The following is a 20,511-nucleotide window of genomic DNA, read 5'->3' on the forward strand; positions in this document are numbered from 1 at the left end:
CGGCGTGGAACGGGCAGGAGGCGCGATGAGCGACGGTGACGGAGCGGCCGCCGAGGAGGCGCCAGCACATCAGGCGGTGATCGAGCTCCGGCGCGAATCGGCCATTGCGCCTTCGAGCGTCCCCTCGATCTCCGATCCGCTTCAGGTCTCGTTCGACCGCCGCGAGCTCAGCCAGCTGCTCAACCTTTATGGCCGACGCGTCGCCGAAGGCGAATGGCGCGACTACGCCATCGACTTTCTCCGGGACCGGGCCGTGTTCTCGGTGTTCCGCCGCTCCTCCGAGGTGCCGCTCTACCGGATCGAGAAGATTCCCCGGCTGGCCCGGCGCCAGGGCGCCTATGCGGTGGTGAGCGCCACCGGGCTCATCCTCAAACGCGGGCACGAGCTGTCCCGCGTGCTGCAGGTGCTCGACAGGCCGCTGCGGCTGGTCGGAAGCTGAGGTTCGAAGGCGCGACTCTTGCTCTGCAAGGGCAGCGCCAGCGCTTGCGGCCCAACAAAAAAAGGCCCCGGTTGCCCGGGGCCTTTCGTTTGAGATCAGGCTGTTGCCGATCAGTCGTTGCGCTGACCGAAGAGCGACAGCAACATGGTGAACATGTTGATGAAGTCGAGGTACAGCGACAGCGCGCCGAAGATCGACTTGCGCGCCGCAGTCTCGTGGCTGTCGCCCTCGTAGTACATCTCCTTGATGCGCTGCGTGTCCCACGCGGTCAGGCCGGAGAAGACCAGCACGCCGATCACCGAGATGGCGAACTGCAGGGCGCTGGACGCCAGGAACAGGTTCACCAGCGAGGCGATGACCAAGCCGATCAGGCCCATCACCAGGAACGAGCCCATGGCCGACAGGTCACGCTTGGTGGTGTAGCCGTAGAGGCTCAGGCCACCGAAGGCCGCCGCGGTGATGAAGAACACGCGGGCGATCGAGGCATGCGTGTACACCAGGAAGACCGAAGCAAGCGACAGGCCCATCAGCGCCGCGAAGGCGAAGAAGGTCAGCCGCGCCGTCTGCACCGACATCCGGTCCATCCTGGCGCTCAGGAAGAACACGAAGCCGATCGGGGCGAGCATGATGACCCACTTCAGCGGGCTCACGAACAGCGTACGGCCGAACTCGGTCAGCATCAGGCTGCCGACTCGCCCCACCGCGTTCGACGGATCGGTCGTCACCGACAGCATGTACGTGCCGATCGCAGCCAAGCCGGTAACGGCAAGGCCGACGACCATGTTGTTGTACACGCCAAGCATGTAGGACCGCAGGCCCTGATCGAGCGCAACGGTCCCGGTCTGAGCGTAGCCCGGGCCATAGCCAGGGGCGCCGCGATTCCAGTCTGACATAAATCCCTCTCGAGACGGTTGGATAGTCCCCTCGATGCCTTCTCACGGCATCGCGGTAAATATGGTCCGATATGGGATAGCTTACAAGAGAAAGACGGCCGGCGGCGATTAATCTTCGGTAACACTGCCGCCGGAGGCGGCCGGACTCGTTGAAATGCGGAGTTCCGGCCTCGAGCCCTGCAACGGCGGGCCGCCGCGCTCCCGTTTGTTTTTTCGGCGTCACGGCAAGTCGGCTTTCCACCGCCGCAGCCCGCCCAAACCACCGAAGATAACCTGATGCGGGATAGGCTATTTTTCGTTGGACTTGAAGCCGGGCGCGGCTTTTGGACTGCGAAACGCTCGAGCGCCGGGCCCCGCGTTCGCGGGCGCCCTCACAGGTTGCGCAGATGCGACGCCGGCGGCTGGCCGAGCACGCGCCAGGTGCCGATGAGGCCGAGCCCGACGGTCACCACGATGGCGACGACGGCTGCGAAGAGCGGCCCCGACCAGGAGAAGACGAAGGCGAGCTTCATCACCTGGGTCACGATGACGGCGGCGCCGAGCGTCCCGGCGACCAGGCCGAACACGGCGGCGGCCAATCCCAGGGCGCCGTACTCGAGGGCGTAGGCGGCCATCAGCCGCGCCCGCGTCGCCCCCAGCGTCTTCAGCACCACCGCGTCGTAGAGGCGGGCGCGATGGCCGGCGGCCAGGGCGCCGGCCAGCACCAGCACGCTGGCGAGCAGGGCGATCGAGCTGGCGCCGCGGATGGCCAGCGCCAGCTCGCTGACGATGTCGTCGATGGCCGCCAGCGCATCCTTGACGCGCACGCTGGTGACCATCGGGAACGCCTGCGCCGCCGCCCGCACCACCTGCGCCTCGCCCGCCGCGCCGGCGCCGGCGGCCAGCCGCAGGGTGGCGAGGTCGGTATGCGGCGCGCCGCGGAAACTGTTGGGCGAGAACACCATGACGAAGTTGATGCCGAGCGAGCGCCATTCGACCGTGCGCAGGTTGGCGACGGTGGCCTTGATGTCGCGGCCGAGCACGTTGACCACGATCTCGTCGCCGACCTTCAGGCCAAGCCCCCTGGCGATCTCGGCGTCGAAGGAGACCAGCGGCGGGCCGGCATCGTCCGCCGCCCACCACTCGCCGGCGGTCACCCGCGAGCCCTCGGGCAGCTCCGCCGCGTAGGTGATGCCGCGGTCGCCGTCCAGCACCCAGGCGACATCCTCGGCCACCGAGAGCTTCTCCACCGGAGTGCCCTTGAGCGAGACCAGCCGGCCGCGCATCATCGGCACGCGCTCGAGGCGCCCGCCCGGCGCCTCGCGGCCGACGAACGCGGCAAACTCGTCGGCGCGGCTGCTGGGCACGTCGAGGAAATAGAAATCCGGCGCCTGGGCCGGCAAGGTCCGCGTCAGCTGCTGGCGGATGTTGGCGTCGATGAGCGCCAGGGTGACGAGCAGCGTCACGCCGAGGCCGAGCGACAGCACCAGCGACGGCGTCAGCGCGCCGGGCCGATGGATGTTGGCGAGCGCCAGGCGCGGCACCAGGGCGCGCGGCCGCGGCAGCCGCCGCGCCAGCGCCATCAGGCCCTGCGCCACCGCCCGCAGCATCAGGAACGCAGCAGCAGCAGCAGCCACGTAGATGATGGCGATGCGCCGCTCGTAGGCGAAGCCGACGGCGACCGCGACCAGGGCCGCCAGGGCGATCGCGAGGGCGACGAGATAGGCCGGCCGCGGCCAGGTCCGGCTCGGCTCGACCAGGTCGCGGAAGAGGCCGGACACGGGCACGTCGTGGGCGCGGCCGAGGGGCCCGATGGCGAAGACGAAGGCGGTCAACAGGCCGTAGACGGCGGCGACGCCGAGCTCGGACACCGCAAGCGTGGGCTGGATCGGGATCGGCAGGATGGAGCCGGCGAGCGCCACCGCGACGAAGGGAAAGACCGCGCCGAGGGCGAGGCCGCCGAGCACGCCCAGCGCCGCGATGATCATGATCTGGGTGAGATAGATGGCGACGACGCGACGGCCCGGCGCGCCGAGGCTCTTCATGGTGGCGATCGTCGGCTGCTGGCGCTCGATGAAGCCGCGCACCGCGTTGGCGATGCCGACGCCGCCGACGACCAGCGCCGTGAGCCCCACCAGCGTCAGGAATTGGGTGAAGCGCTCGACGTTGCGCTCGAACTGCGGGGCGGCGCTGACCCGCGACCGGATCTGCCAGCCGGCCTGGGGGAACGCCCGTCCCACCTCGTCGATGGTGCGGGCGAGGCTCGCGTCGTCGCCCCGGCCCGCCGGCAGCACGACCTGGTAGGTCCAGCGCACCAGGCTGCCCGGCTGGATCAGCCCCGTCGCCGCCAGGGCCTCGCGGGAGACGATCAGGCGTGGGCCGAAGCCGACGCCGGCGGACAGCTTGTCCGGCTCGCCGACGAGCTCCGCCCGCAGCGCGATGGTGGCGTTGCCGATGCTGACGCGGTCGCCGACGGCGAGGTTCAGCCGCGCCAGCAGCGCCGGGTCGGCGACGGCCCCGAAGGCCCCGTCGCGCGCCGCGAGCAGGCTCGGCAAGGACGCCGCCGGCGCTTCCGGCTTGGTCTCGACGGCCCCGACCAGCGGATAGGCGCCGTCGACCGCCTTCAGCTCGACCAGCGCCGCGCCGCCTGTGCTGCGCGCCATGGCGCGCAGGTGTGCGATGCCCGCCACCGCACCGACGCCGTCCAGCAGGCGCCGCTCCTCCGGCGTCGCCTCGCGCTGCAGCAGGCTGACGGCGAAGTCGCCGCCGAGGATGCGGCGGCCCTCCCGCGCCAGCCCGTCGCTCAGGCTGCGCGACACGCTCGCCACGCCGGCGATGGCGGTCACCCCCAGCACCAGGCAGGCCAGGAAGATGCCGAAGCCGCGCAGGCCTCCGCGCAGCTCGCGCAAGGCCAGGCGCAGCACCAGCGGGCCACGCCACCGCCGGCGCTGCTCCGGCAACGTGCCGGCCGCCGCAGCTTCGCTCATCGGGCCACGATCCCGGACGACGGCGCAGCCAAGCCGGCCGGCGGCACCGGCGCATCCGGCTCTTGCATATCGGGCTCTTGGCCCTCGACGATGCGGCCGGAGCGCAGCCGCACCACCCGGTCGCAGCGGCGCGCCAGGCCGAGGTCGTGAGTCACCAGCACAAGCGTGGCGCCGCGGTCGCGCCGCAGCCCGAACAGCAGGTCGACGATGCCCGCGCCGGTGCGTTCGTCCAGGTTGCCGGTCGGCTCGTCGGCGACCAGCACGGCAGGACCGGCGACGATGGCGCGGGCCACCGCCACACGCTGCTGCTCGCCGCCCGACAGCTGGGCCGGGTAGTGCCCGGCGCGCTCGCGCAGGCCGACCGCCGCCAGCTCCGCCTCGGCCCGGGCGAAGGCGTCGTCGGCGTCCGCCAGCTCCAGCGGCAGCGCCACGTTTTCCAGCGCCGTCATGGTGGGCACGAGGTGGAACGATTGAAAGACGATGCCGACGTGGCGGCCGCGAAAGCGGGCGAGCCCATCCTCGTCGAGCGCGCCCAGATCCTGGCCGGCGACGGCGACGCGGCCGCTGTCGGGCCGTTCGAGCCCGGCGAGCGTCATCAGCAGGGTGGATTTGCCGGAGCCGGAGGGGCCGACGAGACCGACCGCCTCGCCGGCGGCGATGTCGAGGGAAATGCCGCGCAGGATGTGCACGCGCGCCGCGCCGGCGCCCAGCGACAATTGCACATCCGCAAGCGAGATCGCCATATCGGGGCCGGATTTACCGCCCACGGATCGCTCCATGTCCTTGTCCGCTCTCGTTTGTCGCCGCGCTGCATATGGGGAGCGAAGCGGAGCCGGCCAACCGCCGGTCGCTTTGCCGCAGCCCTCCCGGTCCCCAGGTCGCTCGACCGCCAGGCCGCCGCATCTTAAGCGCATCGCCGCAGTTGCTGTGATGCTGGCCGGATGCGTCATGTCGTCAATCGCCTCCTCCCCTGCCGGCGCCCAGGCGGCGGCAAGCCCCGCCCCGATGGCAAGCCCCGCCCAGGCGCCGCTGCGCATCGTGGCGCTCGGCGACAGCCTGACGGCCGGCTTCGGCCTGCCGCAGCCCGACGCCTTCCCCGTGGTGCTGCAGCAGGCGCTCGCCGCGAAGGGCCACAACGTCACCATCGCCAACGCGGGCGTGTCCGGCGATACCTCCTCCGGCGGGCTGGCGCGGCTCGACTGGTCGGTGCCGGACGGCACCCAGGCGGTGATCCTGGAGCTCGGCGCCAACGACATGCTGCGCGGCGTCGATCCCGCGGTGACGCGGGCGGCGCTCGACGACATCACGGCGAAGCTGAAAGCGCGCGGCATCGCCGTGCTGCTCGCCGGCATGCGGGCGGCGCCCAACCTCGGCGGCCCCTACGCGGCCGAGTTCGAAGGCATCTACACCGATCTCGCCAAGCGCTATCAGCTGACCCTCTACCCGTTCTTTCTCGACGGCGTCGCCGGCCGCCGCGACCTCGTCCTGCCCGACGGGCTGCACCCCACCGCCGAGGGCGTCCGGGTCATCGTCGAGCGCATGCTGCCCACGGTCGAGACGTTCCTGAAGAGCCTGCCGCAGCAGGGTTGAGCGGCCCCGTCGGGCCGCCCCCGTCGGCGGGCGCCACGCTGCGCGCCCTTGATGTTCAAGGGAGCCGGTTTTCCGCAGACCGACATCGAGGCGGCCTGACGGCCTTGCGGTCTTGCATCCGCCCGGTCACGCGGCGACCTCGTCCCTGCTGAGCGCCCAGTCCTCGCCCACGAACCAGCAGCGATCGGGCGGCGCCGGACGCTTCCAGACCAGGCTCCGCACCCGGTCGATGCCGCCGGCGTCGAACGCCTCGGCCAGCGCCGCGGTCTGCGCCTCGTCCCGCGCCGCCAGGCCGCCCTCGGCGCAGACGAAATACGCCGTGCTGACGGCCCGCGCCGCCAACCCGTCCGGCCGCCGCTCGACACGCATGGCGGCGCCGCGATCGCTGTGGCGGCCGCCCATGCCCGGCCGCTTCGGGCCGGGCCCGCCCAGCCAGAACACCAGCCGGGCGCCCGGCGCGAGCTGGTCGATCCAGCGGTCGGCGGGCCGGGTCACGCCGACGTTCACGTAGATGCCGTCGGCCGGCGCTTCGGGCCAAGCGGCGCCGTCGCCGCAAACCACCCGGACATTGCTCCGGTCGCAGAGCGCCGCCGTGGCGCGGCGCGCCAATGGGGGATCGACCTCGACCGCGGTGACGCGGCCGGCCGGCCCGACCAGCTCGGCCAGGATCGCGCTATAATAACCGGCGCCGGCGCCGATATGGACGACGTGGTCACCGGCTTTCGGGCCAAGGGCGTCCAACAGCCTGGCGTGCAGCGACGGGCTGCCGTTGTTCACGCCGCGCGCCGGATCGAGGGCGATGACGAGGTCCTGATACAGCACGACCGGATCGGCGGCGGCGAGCGGTTGATAGGCGGCGAACGGCGTGGAGACGCGCCACGGCGGATCGCCGACGAACGTTTCGCGCGGCACGGCTGCGAAGGCCCTCGCGATCGCGGCGTTGTCGACACCGGCGACCGCCAGCATCTGCCGCGCGTAGGCCCGCCGCACGACGGCGAGGTCCGCCGCGGAGAACGGCTCGTCGTCCGAGCGTGGGGAGGAGGCTGGCGTCATGGCGACGGTCCTTCGTCGATCCGAGGCCGGCGAGCGCGCGTCGGCCTCGGGATCGGCCGGCCAGGATCGCCGATTTGCCGATTGCGATCCATGACTGTTGATAGGGGGTGGGTCGCGGCAATTGGCGCGCCGTTTCGGAACGCCGTCATAGTGTCATTGTACGGGCTGCTGCGCCGCACCCGATTGATTCGGGCCGTCGGCGCGGTTGCGGGTCCCCCGCGTCCGCTGTCGCGACGGCGGCGCCCGGCGCCAAGGAGGAGAGCGATGCCCCGTCTGTTCACCGGCCTCGAGATCCCTCCGACATGAGCGATGCGCTCGCCCGCATGCGCGGCGGCCTGCCCGGGGCCCGCTGGATCGACCGGGAGAACTACCACATCACCCTGCGCTTCATCGGCGACATCGACCACGCCACGGCCCGCGACATCTACGCCGTGCTCGGCGAGGTGCACCGGGAGCCGATCGCGGTGACGCTCGACGGCCTGTCAGCGTTCGGCGGCGGCCGGCCGCGGGCGGTGATCGCGCGTGTCGCGCCGACCAGCGCCATCACCGAGCTGCAGGCCGACCAGGAGCGCAAGGTGCGCAGCGTCGGCATCCCGCCCGAGGGACGCAAGTTCACGCCGCACGTGACGCTGGCCCGCCTGCGCGACGCCTCGCCCATGGACGTGGCCGACTATCTCGCCCTGCGCGGCGCCTTCCCGACCATGCGCTTCACCGCCAACCGCTTCGTGCTGTTCTCCTCGCGCGATTCGGTGGGCGGTGGGCCTTACGTGATCGAGGCGGCCTATCCGCTCGGCTGAGCGGCCGGCCCGGCGGCCTTGCGGCGCGGGTGGGCCATACCATGTCTTGAGGACCCGCCGCCCTCGCGCTTAGGATAGGCCGGCTGGGACGTGGAGAGGACGATGGGAATCGCCGAGCCGTTCACGCCGGAGGAGATGCGGACGATGCGCCGGGCCGCCGAGGGCGCCGCCGGCGACGAAACGCACGTGCGGGCGAATTTCTGGACGGCCCTGAAGCGGGTGGCGCGCAACGTGCCGTTCGCCGAGGACCTGGTGGCCGCGTTCTATTGCGCCACCGATCCGGCGACGCCGGTGCGCGTGCGCATGATCCTGTTCGGCGCGCTCGGCTATTTCATCATGCCGATCGACGCCATCTCCGATTTCCTGCCGCTGATCGGCTTCACCGACGATGCCGCGGTGCTGGCGCTCGCGCTGGCGGCGGTCTCCAGCGCCATCACGCCGGCCCACCGCCGCAAGGCGCAGGCGACCCTCGCCGGCGAAAGCACCGCCAGCGCGACATAGCATCGCGAGCGGCTCCGCCGGGCCGCCAAGCGTCGGCGCCGCCGCCCGTGCGCCGCCGCCGCGCCGGATTCGAAATTCGCTTCGTTTCGTGCTCTTGTGCGGCGGGCGCGCGCCTTGGGGGCCCTTCCGGTATCGCCGCAAGGAACTATGATCTCTCCATGATTCGTCCGAGTTCAGTCGCTTTTCGTGCGCTGGCCTGTGCCGGCATGGTGCTGTCCGCGTGCATTCTCGCCCAGCCCGCTACGGCGCGGTCGGCCAGCAAGCCGTCGGCTCACGCACCGGCGGCGAAGGCTGCCGCGCCCGGCGGCGGCCAGCAGATCGGCGCCTTCGCCGACTGGGGCGCCTATGCGTCCCAGGGCAAGAACAAGGTCTGCTACGCCCTCTCCCAGCCCAAGGAGCGGCTGCCCAAGAACCTCAACCGCGACCCGGCCTACCTGTTCGTATCGCTACGGCCGGCCGACGGCGTGCGCAACGAGGTGAGCTGGGTGCTCGGCTTCGGCGCCAAGGACAGCGCCGACGCGGAGGCGACGGTGGACGGCACCGGCTTCGCCGTGGTGACCAAGGGCAAGAACGGCTGGATCAAGGATCCCGCCCAGGAGGCCCAGGTGATCGCCACCATGACCAAGGGCGAGAAGCTCGTCCTGAAGGTGCTGTCGTCCCGGGGCAACAAGCTCTCCGACGAATACTCCCTGCGCGGCTTCACCCAGGCCCTGGAGCGCGCCCGCAAGGAGTGCTCCTGACGGGGCAGACTGGCGGTCGCCGACCCGTCATGGCCGGGCTTGACCCGGCCATCCATCGGTCAAGAAAATCGCGACCCGCCAGGGTCGGCCGAATGAGTCGTTCATCAAGAGATGGATGGCCGGGTCAAGCCCGGCCATGACGGCGTTGGAGCAAGGCGCGGTCGAGTCGTAACGTCCCGCCGTGCCGCCGGCCCGAATTAGATGGCCGCCACCGCTGCCACCGAAAGCTCGGGCAGGAAGCCGGACAGCGCCTCGAGGAACAGCTCGGGCGCCTGCAGCTGCGGGACGTGGGCGCAGTTCGGCAGCACCTCGAGCCGGGCATCGGGCAGCCGCTCGGCGAGGTCGATCGCCATCGGCGGCGGCGTCGCCTCGTCGCGCTCGCCGACCAGGACCAGCGCGGGCGTCTCGATGCCGCCCACCTCGGTCGAGAGGTCGAGCGCCGCGAGCGCCAGGCATGCCGCCCGGAACACCGCCGGATCGGTGCGCAGAAACGCCTGCCGGCGCTCGCCGATCAGCTCCGGATGGGCCTCCTGGAAATCCGGGGCGAAGAGGCGGCGCATGGCGGTATCGGCCACGGCCGACAACCCCCTGGCGGCGGCCGCCGCAGCCATGCCGCGAAACGCCTCGCGGCCGGGCTCGGAGAAGGCGGCGCCGCAATCGGCGAGCACCAGGCGGCCGGCGATGCCGGGGTGGCGGACCGCCATCTGGAGCGCCACGAAGCCGCCGTAACCGTTGCCGAGCACGACCGGCTCGCCGTCGGCGGAGACCTCGCGCACGACCTCCGCCATGCGGTCGGCCACCGCGGCGAGGCCACCGCTCACCGCCGGCGAGCCGCCGAAGCCGGGCAGCTCGGGCACGATCACCCGGAACCGGAGCGCCAGCGCCGGCACGATCCGGTCGAAGCTCGCGCGGTCGGCCAGGAGCGAGTGGAAGAGCAGCAGCGCCGGGCCGTCCCCCACCACCGCCGCGTTGACGCGCCCGTTGGCCAGCATGACGTTCATTCGGTCATCTCCATATTCTACATACCGTTATATGGCCCACCATATCCGGCATCAATCCTTAAAAAGACTCATGAATTTCGCTTGCGTGAAATATCACGACGTGGAATCAATCATGGAAAGGTCGATCAGACATGCTCCTCCGCGACAACCTCTACGAAGCCATCCGGGACGAGATCCTCACCTGCCGGCTGATGCCCGGCGCCGAGGTGCGGGAGCTCGATCTGGCGGCGCGCTACGAGGTGAGCCGGCAGCCGGTGCGCGAGGCGCTGCTGCGGCTGGAGCGCGAGCGGCTGATCAAGGTGCATCCGCGCCAGGGCTACCAGGTGAACCCGATCTCGGTATCGGACGCGCGCGACCTGTTCCGCTTCCGGCTGGCGCTGGAGCCGGCCTGCGCGGCGGAGGCGATCGAGGGCGCCGACGACGACGTGCTCGCGGCGCTCGACCGGTTCAGGACGCTGGCGCCGTCGCAGCCCTTCATCGACTACAACCGGGCCTTCCATTGCGCCCTGGCGCAGGCCTCGGGCAATGCCCGCATGGCGGCGGTCGCCTGCGACCTCATCGAGCAGGCCGACCGGCTGGTGCGGGTCTCGATCGGCACCATCAAGGGGCGCGATCCCACCCAGCTCGTCGGCGAGCACGTCGCCATCATCGACGCCATGCAGCAGCGGGACGTCAGGACCGCGCGCCGGCTCATCAAGTCCCACGTCGCCAGCGCCGAGAAGCGCGTGCTGACGGCCCTGACGCGCAGCGCCGTCAGACCCTGAAGGAGCGTTCCATGAATTCCTACGAGCGGCCGACCCTCGCCGTCGAAACGCGCGGCAATTTCGTCGACGGACGCGAGATCGAGGCCGGCGACGGCACGCTGATCGACGTGCGCAACCCCGCCACCGGCACCGTCATCGCCCGCATCCCGAACTCCACCGCCGCCGACGTGGACCGCGCCATGGCGAGCGCGCGGGCCGCCTTCGAGGGGCGCGAATGGGGCGGCATGGACGTGCGTGCCCGCGCCCGGCTGGTCAACCGCCTGGCCGATGCCTTCGAGGCCAACCTCGACACGCTCTACCGCCTGGAGACGCTGAACAACGGCCGGCCGATCAACGAGACCCGGGCGCAGCTCTCGCGCCTGCCCGACTTCTTCCGCTACTTCGCCGGCCTGGCGCTGGCGCGCCGCGACGACGTCATCCCGGTCGAGGGGCCGTACCTCAATTATACGCTGCGCACGCCGATCGGCGTCGTCGCCAACTGCACGCCCTTCAACCACCCGCTGATGATCATGTGCAAGTCGCTCGCCGCGGTGCTGGCATCGGGCTGCACGACGGTGGTGAAGCCGTCGGAATATACCCCGCTCACCACCCTGAAGCTGGCGCAGATCTTTGCCGAAGCCGGGCTGCCCGCCGGCGTGTTCAACGTCGTCAACGGCTATGGCGCCACCGCGGGCCGCCTCCTGGCCGAGCATCCCGACATCAACAAGCTGGTGCTGACCGGCGGCACCGAGGCCGGCCGCATCGCCGGCGGCGCGGCGGCCAAGGTCTTCGCCCACCAGACGCTGGAGCTCGGCGGCAAGACGCCGGTGCTGGTGTTCGACGATTTCGACGTCAACCAGGCGGTCAACTACGCCGCCTTCGGCGCCTTCATCGGCGCCGGCCAGACCTGCGTGTGCGCCAGCCGCCACCTGGTGCAGCAGACCGTCTACGACGAGTTCGTCGACAAGCTCGCCGCCAAGGCCCGCGGCATCCGCATCGGCGACCCCTTCGATGCGGCGACCCAGCTCGGGCCGGTGATCTCGGCCAAGCAGCGCGACCGCGTGCTGGGGTATGCGGGCTACGGCCGCCAGGACGGTGCCCGCCTCGTCGCCGGCGGCGAGCCCGCCATCCTCCCCGGCCTGGAGAACGGCTATTTCGTGCAGCCGACCGTCTTCGCCGACGTGCGCGCCGACATGCGCATCTTCCAGGAGGAGGTGTTCGGCCCGTTCACCAGCGTCACCCCGTTCAAGGACGAGGCCGAGGCGCTCAGGCTCGCCAACGACAGCCCGTTCGGGCTCGCCGCCGCCATCCGCACCCGCGACGTCGCCCGCGCCCACCGGGTCGCGGCCGGCGTGAAGGCCGGCATCGTCTGGATCAACGACCACCACCGGCTCGATCCGGCCTCGCCCTGGGGCGGTGTCGGCGAGAGCGGTGTCGGCCGCGAGTTCGGCACCGAGAGCTTCAACGACCATTTCGAGGTGAAGAGCGTGATGCTGGCGACCGCCGACCGCGCCTTCGACTGGTACCGCGACACGGCCAGCCAGCCGCGCCTCAACTGACCCTGGAGCGTTTTCCGCCCGGGTGACGTCACCCGAGCGCAGAGAGACGCTCAGCTTCACGCACAGCAGACCCATGCCGTCGGATGACCGCATCCGACGCACGACACGTCGTGGCCGAAGCCCGCGCAAGACGGGCCGACCGTCTCGCCACACCCAGAGCCGTCTTCGCACGGGATCGTCCGGCGGGCCGCGCTCAGCCTGCGGAGGAACGCCATGTCAGCCATCGTCAATGCGGGGCCACGCCTCGACCGGCTCCCGATCGGGCCGTTCCACTACCGGATCATGTGGCTCATCGGCGTCGGCATGTTCTTCGACGGCTTCGACATCTACATCGCCGCGACAGTGCTGGGGGCGACGCTGAAGAGCGGCTTCTCGACCATCGGCCAGAACGCCCTGTTCGTGTCGGCGACCTTCGTCGGCATGATGGCCGGGTCGTTCCTGACCGGCTTCCTGGGCGACCGCTACGGCCGGCGCTTCACCTATCAGGCCAACCTGCTGATCTTCGGCCTCGCCTCGCTGGCGGCGGCCTTCGCGCCGAACATGGAGGTGCTGATCGGTCTGCGCTTCCTGATCGGCATCGGCCTCGGCGCCGAGAACGTCGTCGGCTACTCGACCATGACCGAGTTCGTGCCGGCCCGCTCGCGCGGCCGCTGGCTCGGGCTGATGGCCGTCTTCGTCGTCACTGGCCTGCCGGTCGCCTCGCTGCTGGGCTACCTCATCATCCCCGCCTTCGGCTGGCGGGCTATGTTCGTCATCGGTGGGATCGGCGGCCTCGTCGTCTGGTACCTGCGCAAGAAGCTGCCGGAATCGCCGCGCTGGCTCGAATCCGTCGGCCGCACCGAGGAGGCCGAGCGGCTGCTCCGGCAGATCGAGGCGGAAGCCGGCCGCGGTGCTGCGCTGCCGGCGCCGGCCGCGCCGGCCGCCGCCCCCGCGGCCCGGCTCGACCTCGGCGCGCTGCTGCGCCCGCCGCTGCTGTCGCGCATGGTCGTCGGTTGCATCTGCCTGATCGTGGTCAACACCCTGCTCTACGGCTTCGTGACCTGGCTGCCGACCTTCTTCATCAAGCAGGGCCTGAGCATCGCCACCTCGTTCGGCTATTCGCTGCTCATGGGCCTCGGCGCGCCCGTCGGCTCGGCCATCGGCGCGCTCACCGCGGACCGCTGGGGCCGCAAGCCCACCATCATCGGCTCGTCGGCGCTCGCCGTGCTGTTCGGCCTGATCTACCCGAACGTCTCCGACCCCACCCTGCTGCCGCTCGTCGGCTTCGGCCTGACGGTGCCGATCTACGTGCTGGTGGCGCTGCTGTTCGGCATCTACATCCCCGAGCTGTTCCCCACCGAGGTGCGGCTGCGCGCCTCCGGCATCTGCAACACCTTCGGCCGCGGCGCCACCATCGTGACACCCTTCATCGTGGTCTCGCTGTTCGAGGCGTACGGGATCTCCGGCGTCATGGTGCTGATGATCGGCCTCCTCATGCTGCAGATCGTCGTGGTGGCGCTGTTCGGCATCGAGCCCAGCCGGCGGCGGCTCGAGGAGCTCGACGCGGCCACCGAGCCGACGGCGCGCGCCATCGCCATCCCGGGCGTGGAGATCGAGGCGGCACGCCCGGAAAAGGCGTCCTGACGCCACGGGCGTGGGCGGCGCGGCCGGACGAACCGCCCGGCCGCGGACGCAGCAGGCCGGATTCGAGCCGCCGGAGCATGGCCGGGCTTCATTCGTCCGGCATCCCGTTTTTTGCGAGTTCCTAACGCGCCCGACCTAGCGTAGGAGATTTGGGCGTCGCCTCGCGTCTTTCGGCATCCGCCGCGCGTAGCTATAGCTTCGAACGGGGAACCGATAATGTCGCGTCAGGACGTGATGTTCGCGCTGGTCGACAAGCTCATGGAAGCATATGCGCTTGCGGTGACGGCTGATCTCAAGCTCATCCAGTCGATGCTGGACATGGTCCTGCTCGACCTGACGAAGTACGTCTTTGGCATCGCCTCGCCCGACCTCGGCCTCGAGGACACGATCTCGGATCAGTCGTTCTGGTGGTTGAACTGAGCTTGATCCGGCCATCCATCGACAACGACGCCGGGAGCCCCACGCGCAATCGCCGATTGCCGACGCGCGCCGCGCGAGCTTGAAATCCCATCCGTGTTCCGCCATCTGGTGGACGCCGATTTCCCGAGTGCTTCGCGATTGCGCAGGATCAACCCGATCCCAAAAGAAGCGCTCCAGATTCAAGAAGTTGGAGCATCTCTCGTCGATCGGATGAGCTCATCTGGTCGGGACATGCTCCAGGGATTGAAGGGTTTGCGTTCCATGACCGCCGAAGCATCCGCTCCCCAGAGCCGCGCCTTCGAAGCCGATGTGGCCAAGCTGCTGCACCTGATGGTGCACTCGGTCTATTCGGAGAAGGACGTCTTTCTGCGCGAGCTGATCTCCAATGCCGCCGACGCCTGCGAGAAGCTGCGCTACGAGGCGATCGGCACGCCGGACCTGCTCGGCAGCGACGCCAAGGCCCGCATCACCATCTCCCTCGACCCCGACGCCGGAACCCTCGCCATCGAGGACAACGGCATCGGCATGACCGCGGACGAGATGGTCGAGGCGCTGGGCACCATCGCCCGCTCCGGCACCAAGGCGTTCCTGGAGCGCATCGAGGCCGCCAAGGCCCAGGATGCCAAGGCTCAGGACGCCGGTGACGGCAAGGCCGGCGCCCAGCTCATCGGCCAGTTCGGCGTGGGCTTCTACTCCGCCTTCATGGTCGCCGACCGCGTCGAGGTGATCTCGCGCCGCGCCGGCACGGAAACGGCGGCGCGCTGGTCGTCGGACGGCCAGGGCGCCTACACCATCGAGGCCGCCGATCCGGCGGCCGCGCCGGAGCGGGGCACGCGCGTCACCCTGCATCTGCTGGCCGACGCCAAGCCGTACACCGAGCGCTACAAGGTGGAGAACCTGGTCCGGACCCAGTCCGGCCACGTGCCGGTGCCGATCGCCATCGTCGAGAAGCCCGGCGCCGAGCCCGCCGAGATCGTCGACGGCGCCGCCTTGTGGACGCGGCCGAAGAGCGACATCGGGCCCGAGGAGTACACCGACTTCTACAGGAGCGTCAGCTACAACCTCGACGAGCCGGCGCTGACCGTGCACATGCGCGCCGAGGGGCGCCACGAGTACACCGCCCTGGTGTTCGTGCCGAGCGCCCGGCCGTTCGACCTGTTCGACGCCGACCGCAAGGGCCGCGTCAAGCTCTACGTGAAGCGCGTCTTCATCACCGCCGACGCGGACATCCTGCCGCGCTACCTGCGCTTCGTGCGCGGCATCGTCGATTCCGCCGACCTGCCGCTCAACATCTCGCGCGAGATGATCCAGGAGAGCACGCTGCTGAAGGCGGTCGGCAAGGGCGTGACCGGCCGCGTGCTCGGCGACCTGGAAAAGCTCGCCGAGACCGACAAGGAGGCCTACACCAAAGTCTGGGAGATCTTCGGCTCGGTGCTGAAGGAGGGCCTCTATGAGGACTTCGAGCGCCGCGAGCAGTTGCTCGGCCTCGCCCGCTTCAGGACCACCGCCGCCCCGGCGAGTGGCGCACCCTGAAGGACTATGTGGCGGGCCTCCGCGAGAACCAGACCGCCATCTACTACATCGCCGGCGACGACCAGGCGCGGCTGGAAGCCTCACCGCAGCTCGAAGGCTTCCGGGCCCGCGGCATCGAGGTGCTGCTGCTGGCCGAGCCGATCGACAGCTTCTGGGTCACGGCGGCGCCGGACTTCGAGGGCAAGCCGTTCAAATCGGTGACCCAGGGCACCGCCGACCTCGCCCTGGTGCCGCCGCTCGACGCGGCGCGCCAGCCCGCGGCGGCCGCGAGCGAGCCCGTCACCAGCTTCATCGCCTTCGTCAAGGAGACGCTCGGCGACGCGGTCGCCGACGTGCGCGCCTCGGACCGGCTCACCGACAGCATGGTCTGCCTCACCGCCCCCGAGCACGGGCCCGACCGCCAGCTCGAGAAGCTGCTGGCCGGCGCCGGCCAGCTGAAGGGCGAGGTGAAGCCGATCCTGGAGATCAATCCCGGCCACGAGCTGGTGGAGGCGCTGGCGGCGCTCGGCGACGGCGAGCCGGATTTCCGCCAGGATGCCGCCCACCTGCTGTTCGACGAAGCGCGCATCCTCGACGGCGTGCCGCCGGCCGACACCCGCGGCTTCTCCGAGCGCCTGGCTCGGCTGATCCGTCGCGGGCTGCGGTAGCGGCCCGATCAGATCCGAGCGTTTGATCGGAGAGGGATGCTCCAACTCTCTTTGGGTCTGAATCGCGCTTCTCAGTGATCGGGTGATTTCACACGATCGCGAAGCGCGCTCGGGCCTGAGGCGGCGGCCGGCTCCCGATCTGCGAGCCGCCTCTCATCCTGCGTCGCAGATTGCGAATCGCCCGCGCCCGTTCGCGCGCCGCCCCTGATATCGTTGGTTAATTTTCTGCAAGGCCGTTGGCGCCGGCCTTGCAATTCCCTTGGCACGGCCCGTCACGGGCCCACAAATCTCAGGGGAACAAGACAATGACCGCCATCCGCTCCGCCTTCTCCATCCTGGTCGCCACGCCGATCGGCTGGTCGCTGATGGTCGCGGCGCTGATCGCCGCCAACGCCATGCGCGGCGCCGGCATCTGACGGCCGGGAGCATCGGATCCGGCCCTCGCGTCTAGAGCATTTCGCCATTGGATGGGATCATCCAATGGCAGAGAAATGCTCATAACTTTTTGAATCTGGAGCGCTTCTCCTGCGATTGGGTGAGTCCACCCAATCGCGAAGCGCTCTAGGCGGGCCGGCGCGCCGTAGCTCGGACGGACGAATTCCGATTCGCGGCGCGCCATTGCCGCCGCGGCGCACGCTCGGTCTCCGGAACGGCCTTCCGGATTGGAGGTGAACCCGTTGAAACGTGAATACCGGCCGGCCCCCCGGCAAAGCGTCAGCTCGATGGACATGGGTCTCGTGCTGGCCTGGCTTTGCGGCCTGACGACCGTGCTCGTCGTCGTGATCGCCCTGGCCTGAGCTCTCGCCGGCTCCAGCGCCGCAAAGCGCTGGACCATGGCAGAGGGCTCAGCCGACGCAAACCCGTCACAATCCCTGTGCAGTGCTACAGGTTGCCAGCTACTGTGGTCCGGTTCCGATCAGACCGGTAGCTGCATCCTCAATCCCCAGACCCGCAATGCGTCCCGTGGAGCGTGAAGGCCCGCCGGACGTCGGAGACTTCGACAGCAATGACCCGAGACACGCCCCGCATTTCCCTGCCGCTCAAGGCTCGGGCAGCCATCGCCGTCAGGCTCGTCGGCTTCAGGCTGCGCGTGCTCGGCATGCGCGTGGGCGTCTATCGCCGCTGACGGCTCCACCGCTTCCCCCGGACAGCGGCTCCCCCGGGACAGGGCGACGGTTTTTGGTCCGGTAAGCGGGCCAATCGGCGCCGCGAGCCACGCGGCGCGGCCCTTCCCACGATGCATCGGGGATGAGATAACCCTCCACGGCCGGCCCCGAACGCAGCTACCAGTGGCTGTGCGCCGACAGGTTGCGGCGCCGCGCAGGGCGGGCGTCCGGGACCGTTGGTCGGCGAAACCGACGGACCGATGATGGAGGATGCGACATGCGCGACTACACCAAATTCTACATCGACGGGGCATGGGTCGAGCCGGGCCAGGCCAAAACCCTCGATGTGATCAATCCGGCGACCGAGGGCGTCGCCGGCCGCATCTCGCTGGGCTCCGCGGCTGACGTCGACCGGGCCGCCAAGGCGGCGCGCAAGGCCTTCAAGACCTTCTCCCGCACCAGCCGCGAGGAGCGCATCGAGCTGCTGGAGCGCATCGTCGCCGAGTACAAGAAGCGCCACGAGGACATGGCGAAGGCGATCACCGAAGAGATGGGCGCACCGGTGTGGCTCGCCCAGCGCGCCCAGGCCGCCATGGGCGCCGCCCACCTGCAGACGGCCGCGGCGGTGCTCAAGAGCTACAAATTCGAGGAGCCGCGCGGCACCACGCTGCTGCTCAAGGAGCCCATCGGCGTGTGCGGCTTCATCACGCCGTGGAACTGGCCGGTGAACCAGATCGCCTGCAAGGTCGCGCCGGCGCTCGCCACCGGCTGCACCATGATCCTGAAGCCGTCGGAGATCGCGCCGTTCTCGGGCTACATCTTCGCCGAGATCCTCGATGCGGCGGGCGTACCGCCGGGCGTGTTCAACCTGGTCAACGGTGACGGGCCGACGGTCGGTGCGGCGATCAGCTCGCACCCGGAGGTCGACATGGTGTCGTTCACCGGCTCGACCCGCGCCGGCATCGAGGTGGCGCGCAATGCGGCGCCGACGGTGAAGCGCGTGCACCAGGAGCTGGGCGGCAAGAGCCCGAACATCATCCTGGAGGATGCCGACCTGACGAACGCGGTGACCGGCGGCGTCAAGGCGGTGATGCTGAACTCCGGCCAGTCGTGCAACGCGCCGACGCGCATGCTGGTGCCGGGCCAGAAGATGGAGGACGTCATCGCCATCGCGCGGGCGGCGGCTGAAGCCACCATCGTCGGCGACCCCAGCGGCAACGTGGCCATGGGCCCGGTGGTGTCGGAAACCCAGTGGACCAAGATCCAGGGCCTGATCCAGAAGGGCATCGACGAGGGTGCCACCCTGGTCACCGGCGGCACCGGCAAGCCCGAGGGCCTGGACAAGGGCTACTATGTCAAGCCGACCGTGTTCGCCAACGTCACCAACGACATGACCATCGCCAAGGAGGAGATCTTCGGACCGGTGGTCTCGATCCTCGGCTATGACAGCGTCGAGCAGGCGGTCGACGTCGGCAACGACACCGAATACGGGCTCGCCGCCTACGTCTCCGGCACCGATCCGGCCAAGGTGCTGGACGTGGCCAAGCAGCTGCGCGCCGGGCAGGTCAACCTCAACGGCGCCAACCCGGACCTGATGGCCCCGTTCGGCGGCTACAAGATGTCCGGCAACGGCCGCGAGTGGGGCGACCACGCCTTCGGCGAGTTCCTCGAGGTGAAGGCCGTGCTCGGCATGCCCAAGCAGGCGGCGGCCGAGTAAGGCTGGCGCCTCCGTCATGGCCGGGCTTGACCCGGCCATCCATCGTCGCATGAACGCCAGCCCGCCAGGACTGCCTTCAGGCCCGCGTCTTCAAGTGGATGGATGGCCGGATCAAGTCCGGCCATGACGGTTGTGCGCTGGAGACGGTCGAGCGCCGGGTTGAGCGGCGCGCATCACGTCTTCACGACGACAGTTCGTCCACGCCCGGTGCACCCGCACCGGGCTTTTCCTTGGCCGGCGACGGCTTGATGAACTCCGGCCGCCAGCGCCGGTGCATCCACAGCCACTGCTCGGGGCGCTCGCGCACCCATCCCTCGACCACCGCCGTCATGGCAGCCATGGCGCCGGCGACGTCGATCTCGCCGCCGGCGTCGCGCGGCAGCTCGAGCGGCGGCGTCAGCTCCAGCTTGAAGCGGGCGCCGCCGGTGCGCACGACGCGCACGCCGTGCACCGGGCATTCGAAGCGCCGGGCGAACTTGCCCATGATCGGATTGGTCAGCGCCGGCCGGCCGAAGAACGGCGTCACCACGCCGCGAGTGAAGTGCTGGTCGATCAGCATGCCGAGGTGGCCGCCCCTCTCCAGCGCCTCGACCATGGCGAAGGCCGCGCCCGGGCGCGCCGCCTCCAGGCCGCCCATGGTCTGGCTGCGCACCTCCTGCACCGCGTGGGCCACCGCCGGATCGTTCGGCGCCCGGAACACCGCCGTCACGTCGAGCTCGTAGCGGGCGGCGCAGATCGCCGGCAGCTCCCAATTGGCCAGGTGCGAGGAGAAGATCAGCCCGGGCCGGCCGTCGTCGCGCAGCGCGATGAAGTGCTCGATGCCCTCCACCTGGATGCGCCCATCCGGCCTGGGGTTGAGATGGTCGTAGTCGAAGATCTGGCTGAGATGCGCGTATTCGGCGCCGGTGCGCCCCAGGTTCTCCCACGCGCCCTTGGCGATGGCGCGGATCTCCGCCTCGCCCTTCTCGGGAAAGGCGGCCCGCAGATTGGCGAGCGCCACCTTGTGGACGGGAAGTAGCGGGCCGATGAAGCCGCCGAGAGCGCCGCCCGCCGCACTCGCGCGATCCGGGCCGAGCAGACGCAGGACAGCGGAGACCGCGCGCACGAGGCCGATCATGGTCACGTCGGCAATGCGCTCGCCGACACGGGAGAGGAAGGAACGAGGGCGGCGCAAGAACTCGAC

General features: G+C 70.1%; 15 protein-coding genes and 2 pseudogenes. 11 read left to right on the forward strand and 6 right to left on the reverse strand.

What is annotated here, in order from left to right; all coding sequences use genetic code 11:
- Positions 1-25 precede the first annotated feature (25 nt).
- Positions 26-439 (forward strand): DUF2794 domain-containing protein, encoded by a 414-nt coding sequence (locus tag ACZ5PO_RS07285; RefSeq protein WP_464191770.1) that lies wholly within the window; start codon positions 26-28, stop codon positions 437-439.
- 110 nt (positions 440-549) lie between these two features.
- Here ACZ5PO_RS07285 and ACZ5PO_RS07290 read toward each other — a convergent pair whose 3' ends face one another.
- The 3 genes from ACZ5PO_RS07290 to ACZ5PO_RS07300 form a co-directional block, all read right to left on the reverse strand.
- Positions 550-1,332, reverse strand: a complete 783-nt coding sequence (locus ACZ5PO_RS07290) for a Bax inhibitor-1/YccA family protein (protein ID WP_464191772.1) — start codon at positions 1,330-1,332, stop codon at positions 550-552.
- Between the two features lie 371 nt (positions 1,333-1,703).
- Entirely contained in the window at positions 1,704-4,298 is a 2,595-nt protein-coding gene (locus ACZ5PO_RS07295) for an ABC transporter permease (protein ID WP_464191774.1), read from the reverse strand.
- Positions 4,295-5,041, reverse strand: coding sequence for an ABC transporter ATP-binding protein (locus ACZ5PO_RS07300; RefSeq protein ID WP_464196734.1), 747 nt, complete (start codon positions 5,039-5,041; stop codon positions 4,295-4,297). Before ACZ5PO_RS07300 ends, ACZ5PO_RS07295 begins: the two co-directional genes overlap by 4 nt.
- Positions 5,042-5,246: 205 nt before the next feature.
- On the opposite strand from ACZ5PO_RS07300, the gene ACZ5PO_RS07305 reads away from it, so the two are divergent.
- Positions 5,247-5,888 carry an arylesterase gene (locus ACZ5PO_RS07305; RefSeq protein WP_464191777.1) on the forward strand — a complete coding sequence of 214 codons (642 nt, stop codon included), beginning with the start codon at positions 5,247-5,249 and terminating at the stop codon, positions 5,886-5,888.
- 126 nt (positions 5,889-6,014) lie between these two features.
- Here the strand turns inward: ACZ5PO_RS07305 and ACZ5PO_RS07310 are convergent, their stop codons facing one another.
- On the reverse strand, positions 6,015-6,941 hold the full coding sequence (locus ACZ5PO_RS07310; protein ID WP_464191779.1) for a protein-L-isoaspartate O-methyltransferase family protein: 927 nt from the start codon (positions 6,939-6,941) through the stop codon (positions 6,015-6,017).
- A 264-nt stretch (positions 6,942-7,205) separates the two neighbouring features.
- Between ACZ5PO_RS07310 and thpR the strand changes: the two are divergent.
- The 3 genes and pseudogenes from thpR to ACZ5PO_RS07325 all read left to right on the forward strand — a co-directional run bounded on the left by thpR (position 7,206) and on the right by ACZ5PO_RS07325 (position 8,979).
- Positions 7,206-7,738 (forward strand): annotated as a pseudogene (gene thpR / locus ACZ5PO_RS07315) (RNA 2',3'-cyclic phosphodiesterase).
- A 102-nt stretch (positions 7,739-7,840) separates the two neighbouring features.
- Complete coding sequence (locus tag ACZ5PO_RS07320) at positions 7,841-8,239, forward strand: YkvA family protein (protein WP_464191781.1); 399 nt, start codon at positions 7,841-7,843, stop codon at positions 8,237-8,239.
- A 158-nt stretch (positions 8,240-8,397) separates the two neighbouring features.
- Entirely contained in the window at positions 8,398-8,979 is a 582-nt protein-coding gene (locus tag ACZ5PO_RS07325) for an invasion associated locus B family protein (RefSeq protein ID WP_464191783.1), read from the forward strand.
- Between the two features lie 197 nt (positions 8,980-9,176).
- On the opposite strand, the gene ACZ5PO_RS07330 is transcribed toward ACZ5PO_RS07325, so the two are convergent.
- Complete coding sequence (locus ACZ5PO_RS07330) at positions 9,177-9,980, reverse strand: alpha/beta fold hydrolase (protein WP_464191785.1); 804 nt, start codon at positions 9,978-9,980, stop codon at positions 9,177-9,179.
- A gap of 131 nt (positions 9,981-10,111) precedes the next feature.
- On the opposite strand from ACZ5PO_RS07330, the gene ACZ5PO_RS07335 reads away from it, so the two are divergent.
- The 6 genes and pseudogenes from ACZ5PO_RS07335 (at position 10,112) to ACZ5PO_RS07360 (ending at position 19,328) form a co-directional block, all read left to right on the forward strand.
- On the forward strand, positions 10,112-10,744 hold the full coding sequence (locus tag ACZ5PO_RS07335) for a GntR family transcriptional regulator (RefSeq protein WP_464191788.1): 633 nt from the start codon (positions 10,112-10,114) through the stop codon (positions 10,742-10,744).
- An 11-nt stretch (positions 10,745-10,755) separates the two neighbouring features.
- Entirely contained in the window at positions 10,756-12,282 is a 1,527-nt protein-coding gene (locus ACZ5PO_RS07340) for an aldehyde dehydrogenase (RefSeq protein WP_464191790.1), read from the forward strand.
- Positions 12,283-12,495: 213 nt separating this feature from the next.
- Entirely contained in the window at positions 12,496-13,905 is a 1,410-nt protein-coding gene (locus ACZ5PO_RS07345; RefSeq protein ID WP_464191793.1) for an MFS transporter, read from the forward strand.
- 216 nt (positions 13,906-14,121) lie between these two features.
- A complete protein-coding gene (locus tag ACZ5PO_RS07350; RefSeq protein WP_464191795.1) occupies positions 14,122-14,325 on the forward strand; it encodes a hypothetical protein in 204 nt (67 codons plus the stop codon).
- A 261-nt stretch (positions 14,326-14,586) separates the two neighbouring features.
- Positions 14,587-16,505 (forward strand): annotated as a pseudogene (gene htpG / locus ACZ5PO_RS07355) (molecular chaperone HtpG).
- A gap of 1,383 nt (positions 16,506-17,888) precedes the next feature.
- Positions 17,889-19,328: an aldehyde dehydrogenase family protein gene (locus ACZ5PO_RS07360; RefSeq protein WP_464191797.1), complete on the forward strand. Its 1,440-nt coding sequence runs from the start codon at positions 17,889-17,891 to the stop codon at positions 19,326-19,328.
- Positions 19,329-19,509: 181 nt separating this feature from the next.
- Here the strand turns inward: ACZ5PO_RS07360 and ACZ5PO_RS07365 are convergent, their stop codons facing one another.
- Positions 19,510-20,502 carry a lipid A biosynthesis lauroyl acyltransferase gene (locus ACZ5PO_RS07365; RefSeq protein WP_464191799.1) on the reverse strand — a complete coding sequence of 331 codons (993 nt, stop codon included), beginning with the start codon at positions 20,500-20,502 and terminating at the stop codon, positions 19,510-19,512.
- Between the last annotated feature and the right edge of the window lie 9 nt (positions 20,503-20,511).

Source organism: Chelatococcus sp. KU-N122, from assembly GCF_055391085.1.

Coding starts and splice junctions, on each gene's coding strand:
- ACZ5PO_RS07285 (WP_464191770.1), top strand. CDS start 26: ATGAGCGACGGTGACGGAGCGGCCGCCGAGGAGGCGCCAGCACATCAG.
- ACZ5PO_RS07290 (WP_464191772.1), bottom strand. CDS start 1,332: ATGTCAGACTGGAATCGCGGCGCCCCTGGCTATGGCCCGGGCTACGCT.
- ACZ5PO_RS07295 (WP_464191774.1), bottom strand. CDS start 4,298: ATGAGCGAAGCTGCGGCGGCCGGCACGTTGCCGGAGCAGCGCCGGCGG.
- ACZ5PO_RS07300 (WP_464196734.1), bottom strand. CDS start 5,041: ATGGCGATCTCGCTTGCGGATGTGCAATTGTCGCTGGGCGCCGGCGCG.
- ACZ5PO_RS07305 (WP_464191777.1), top strand. CDS start 5,247: ATGTCGTCAATCGCCTCCTCCCCTGCCGGCGCCCAGGCGGCGGCAAGC.
- ACZ5PO_RS07310 (WP_464191779.1), bottom strand. CDS start 6,941: ATGACGCCAGCCTCCTCCCCACGCTCGGACGACGAGCCGTTCTCCGCG.
- ACZ5PO_RS07320 (WP_464191781.1), top strand. CDS start 7,841: ATGGGAATCGCCGAGCCGTTCACGCCGGAGGAGATGCGGACGATGCGC.
- ACZ5PO_RS07325 (WP_464191783.1), top strand. CDS start 8,398: ATGATTCGTCCGAGTTCAGTCGCTTTTCGTGCGCTGGCCTGTGCCGGC.
- ACZ5PO_RS07330 (WP_464191785.1), bottom strand. CDS start 9,980: ATGAACGTCATGCTGGCCAACGGGCGCGTCAACGCGGCGGTGGTGGGG.
- ACZ5PO_RS07335 (WP_464191788.1), top strand. CDS start 10,112: ATGCTCCTCCGCGACAACCTCTACGAAGCCATCCGGGACGAGATCCTC.
- ACZ5PO_RS07340 (WP_464191790.1), top strand. CDS start 10,756: ATGAATTCCTACGAGCGGCCGACCCTCGCCGTCGAAACGCGCGGCAAT.
- ACZ5PO_RS07345 (WP_464191793.1), top strand. CDS start 12,496: ATGTCAGCCATCGTCAATGCGGGGCCACGCCTCGACCGGCTCCCGATC.
- ACZ5PO_RS07350 (WP_464191795.1), top strand. CDS start 14,122: ATGTCGCGTCAGGACGTGATGTTCGCGCTGGTCGACAAGCTCATGGAA.
- ACZ5PO_RS07360 (WP_464191797.1), top strand. CDS start 17,889: ATGCGCGACTACACCAAATTCTACATCGACGGGGCATGGGTCGAGCCG.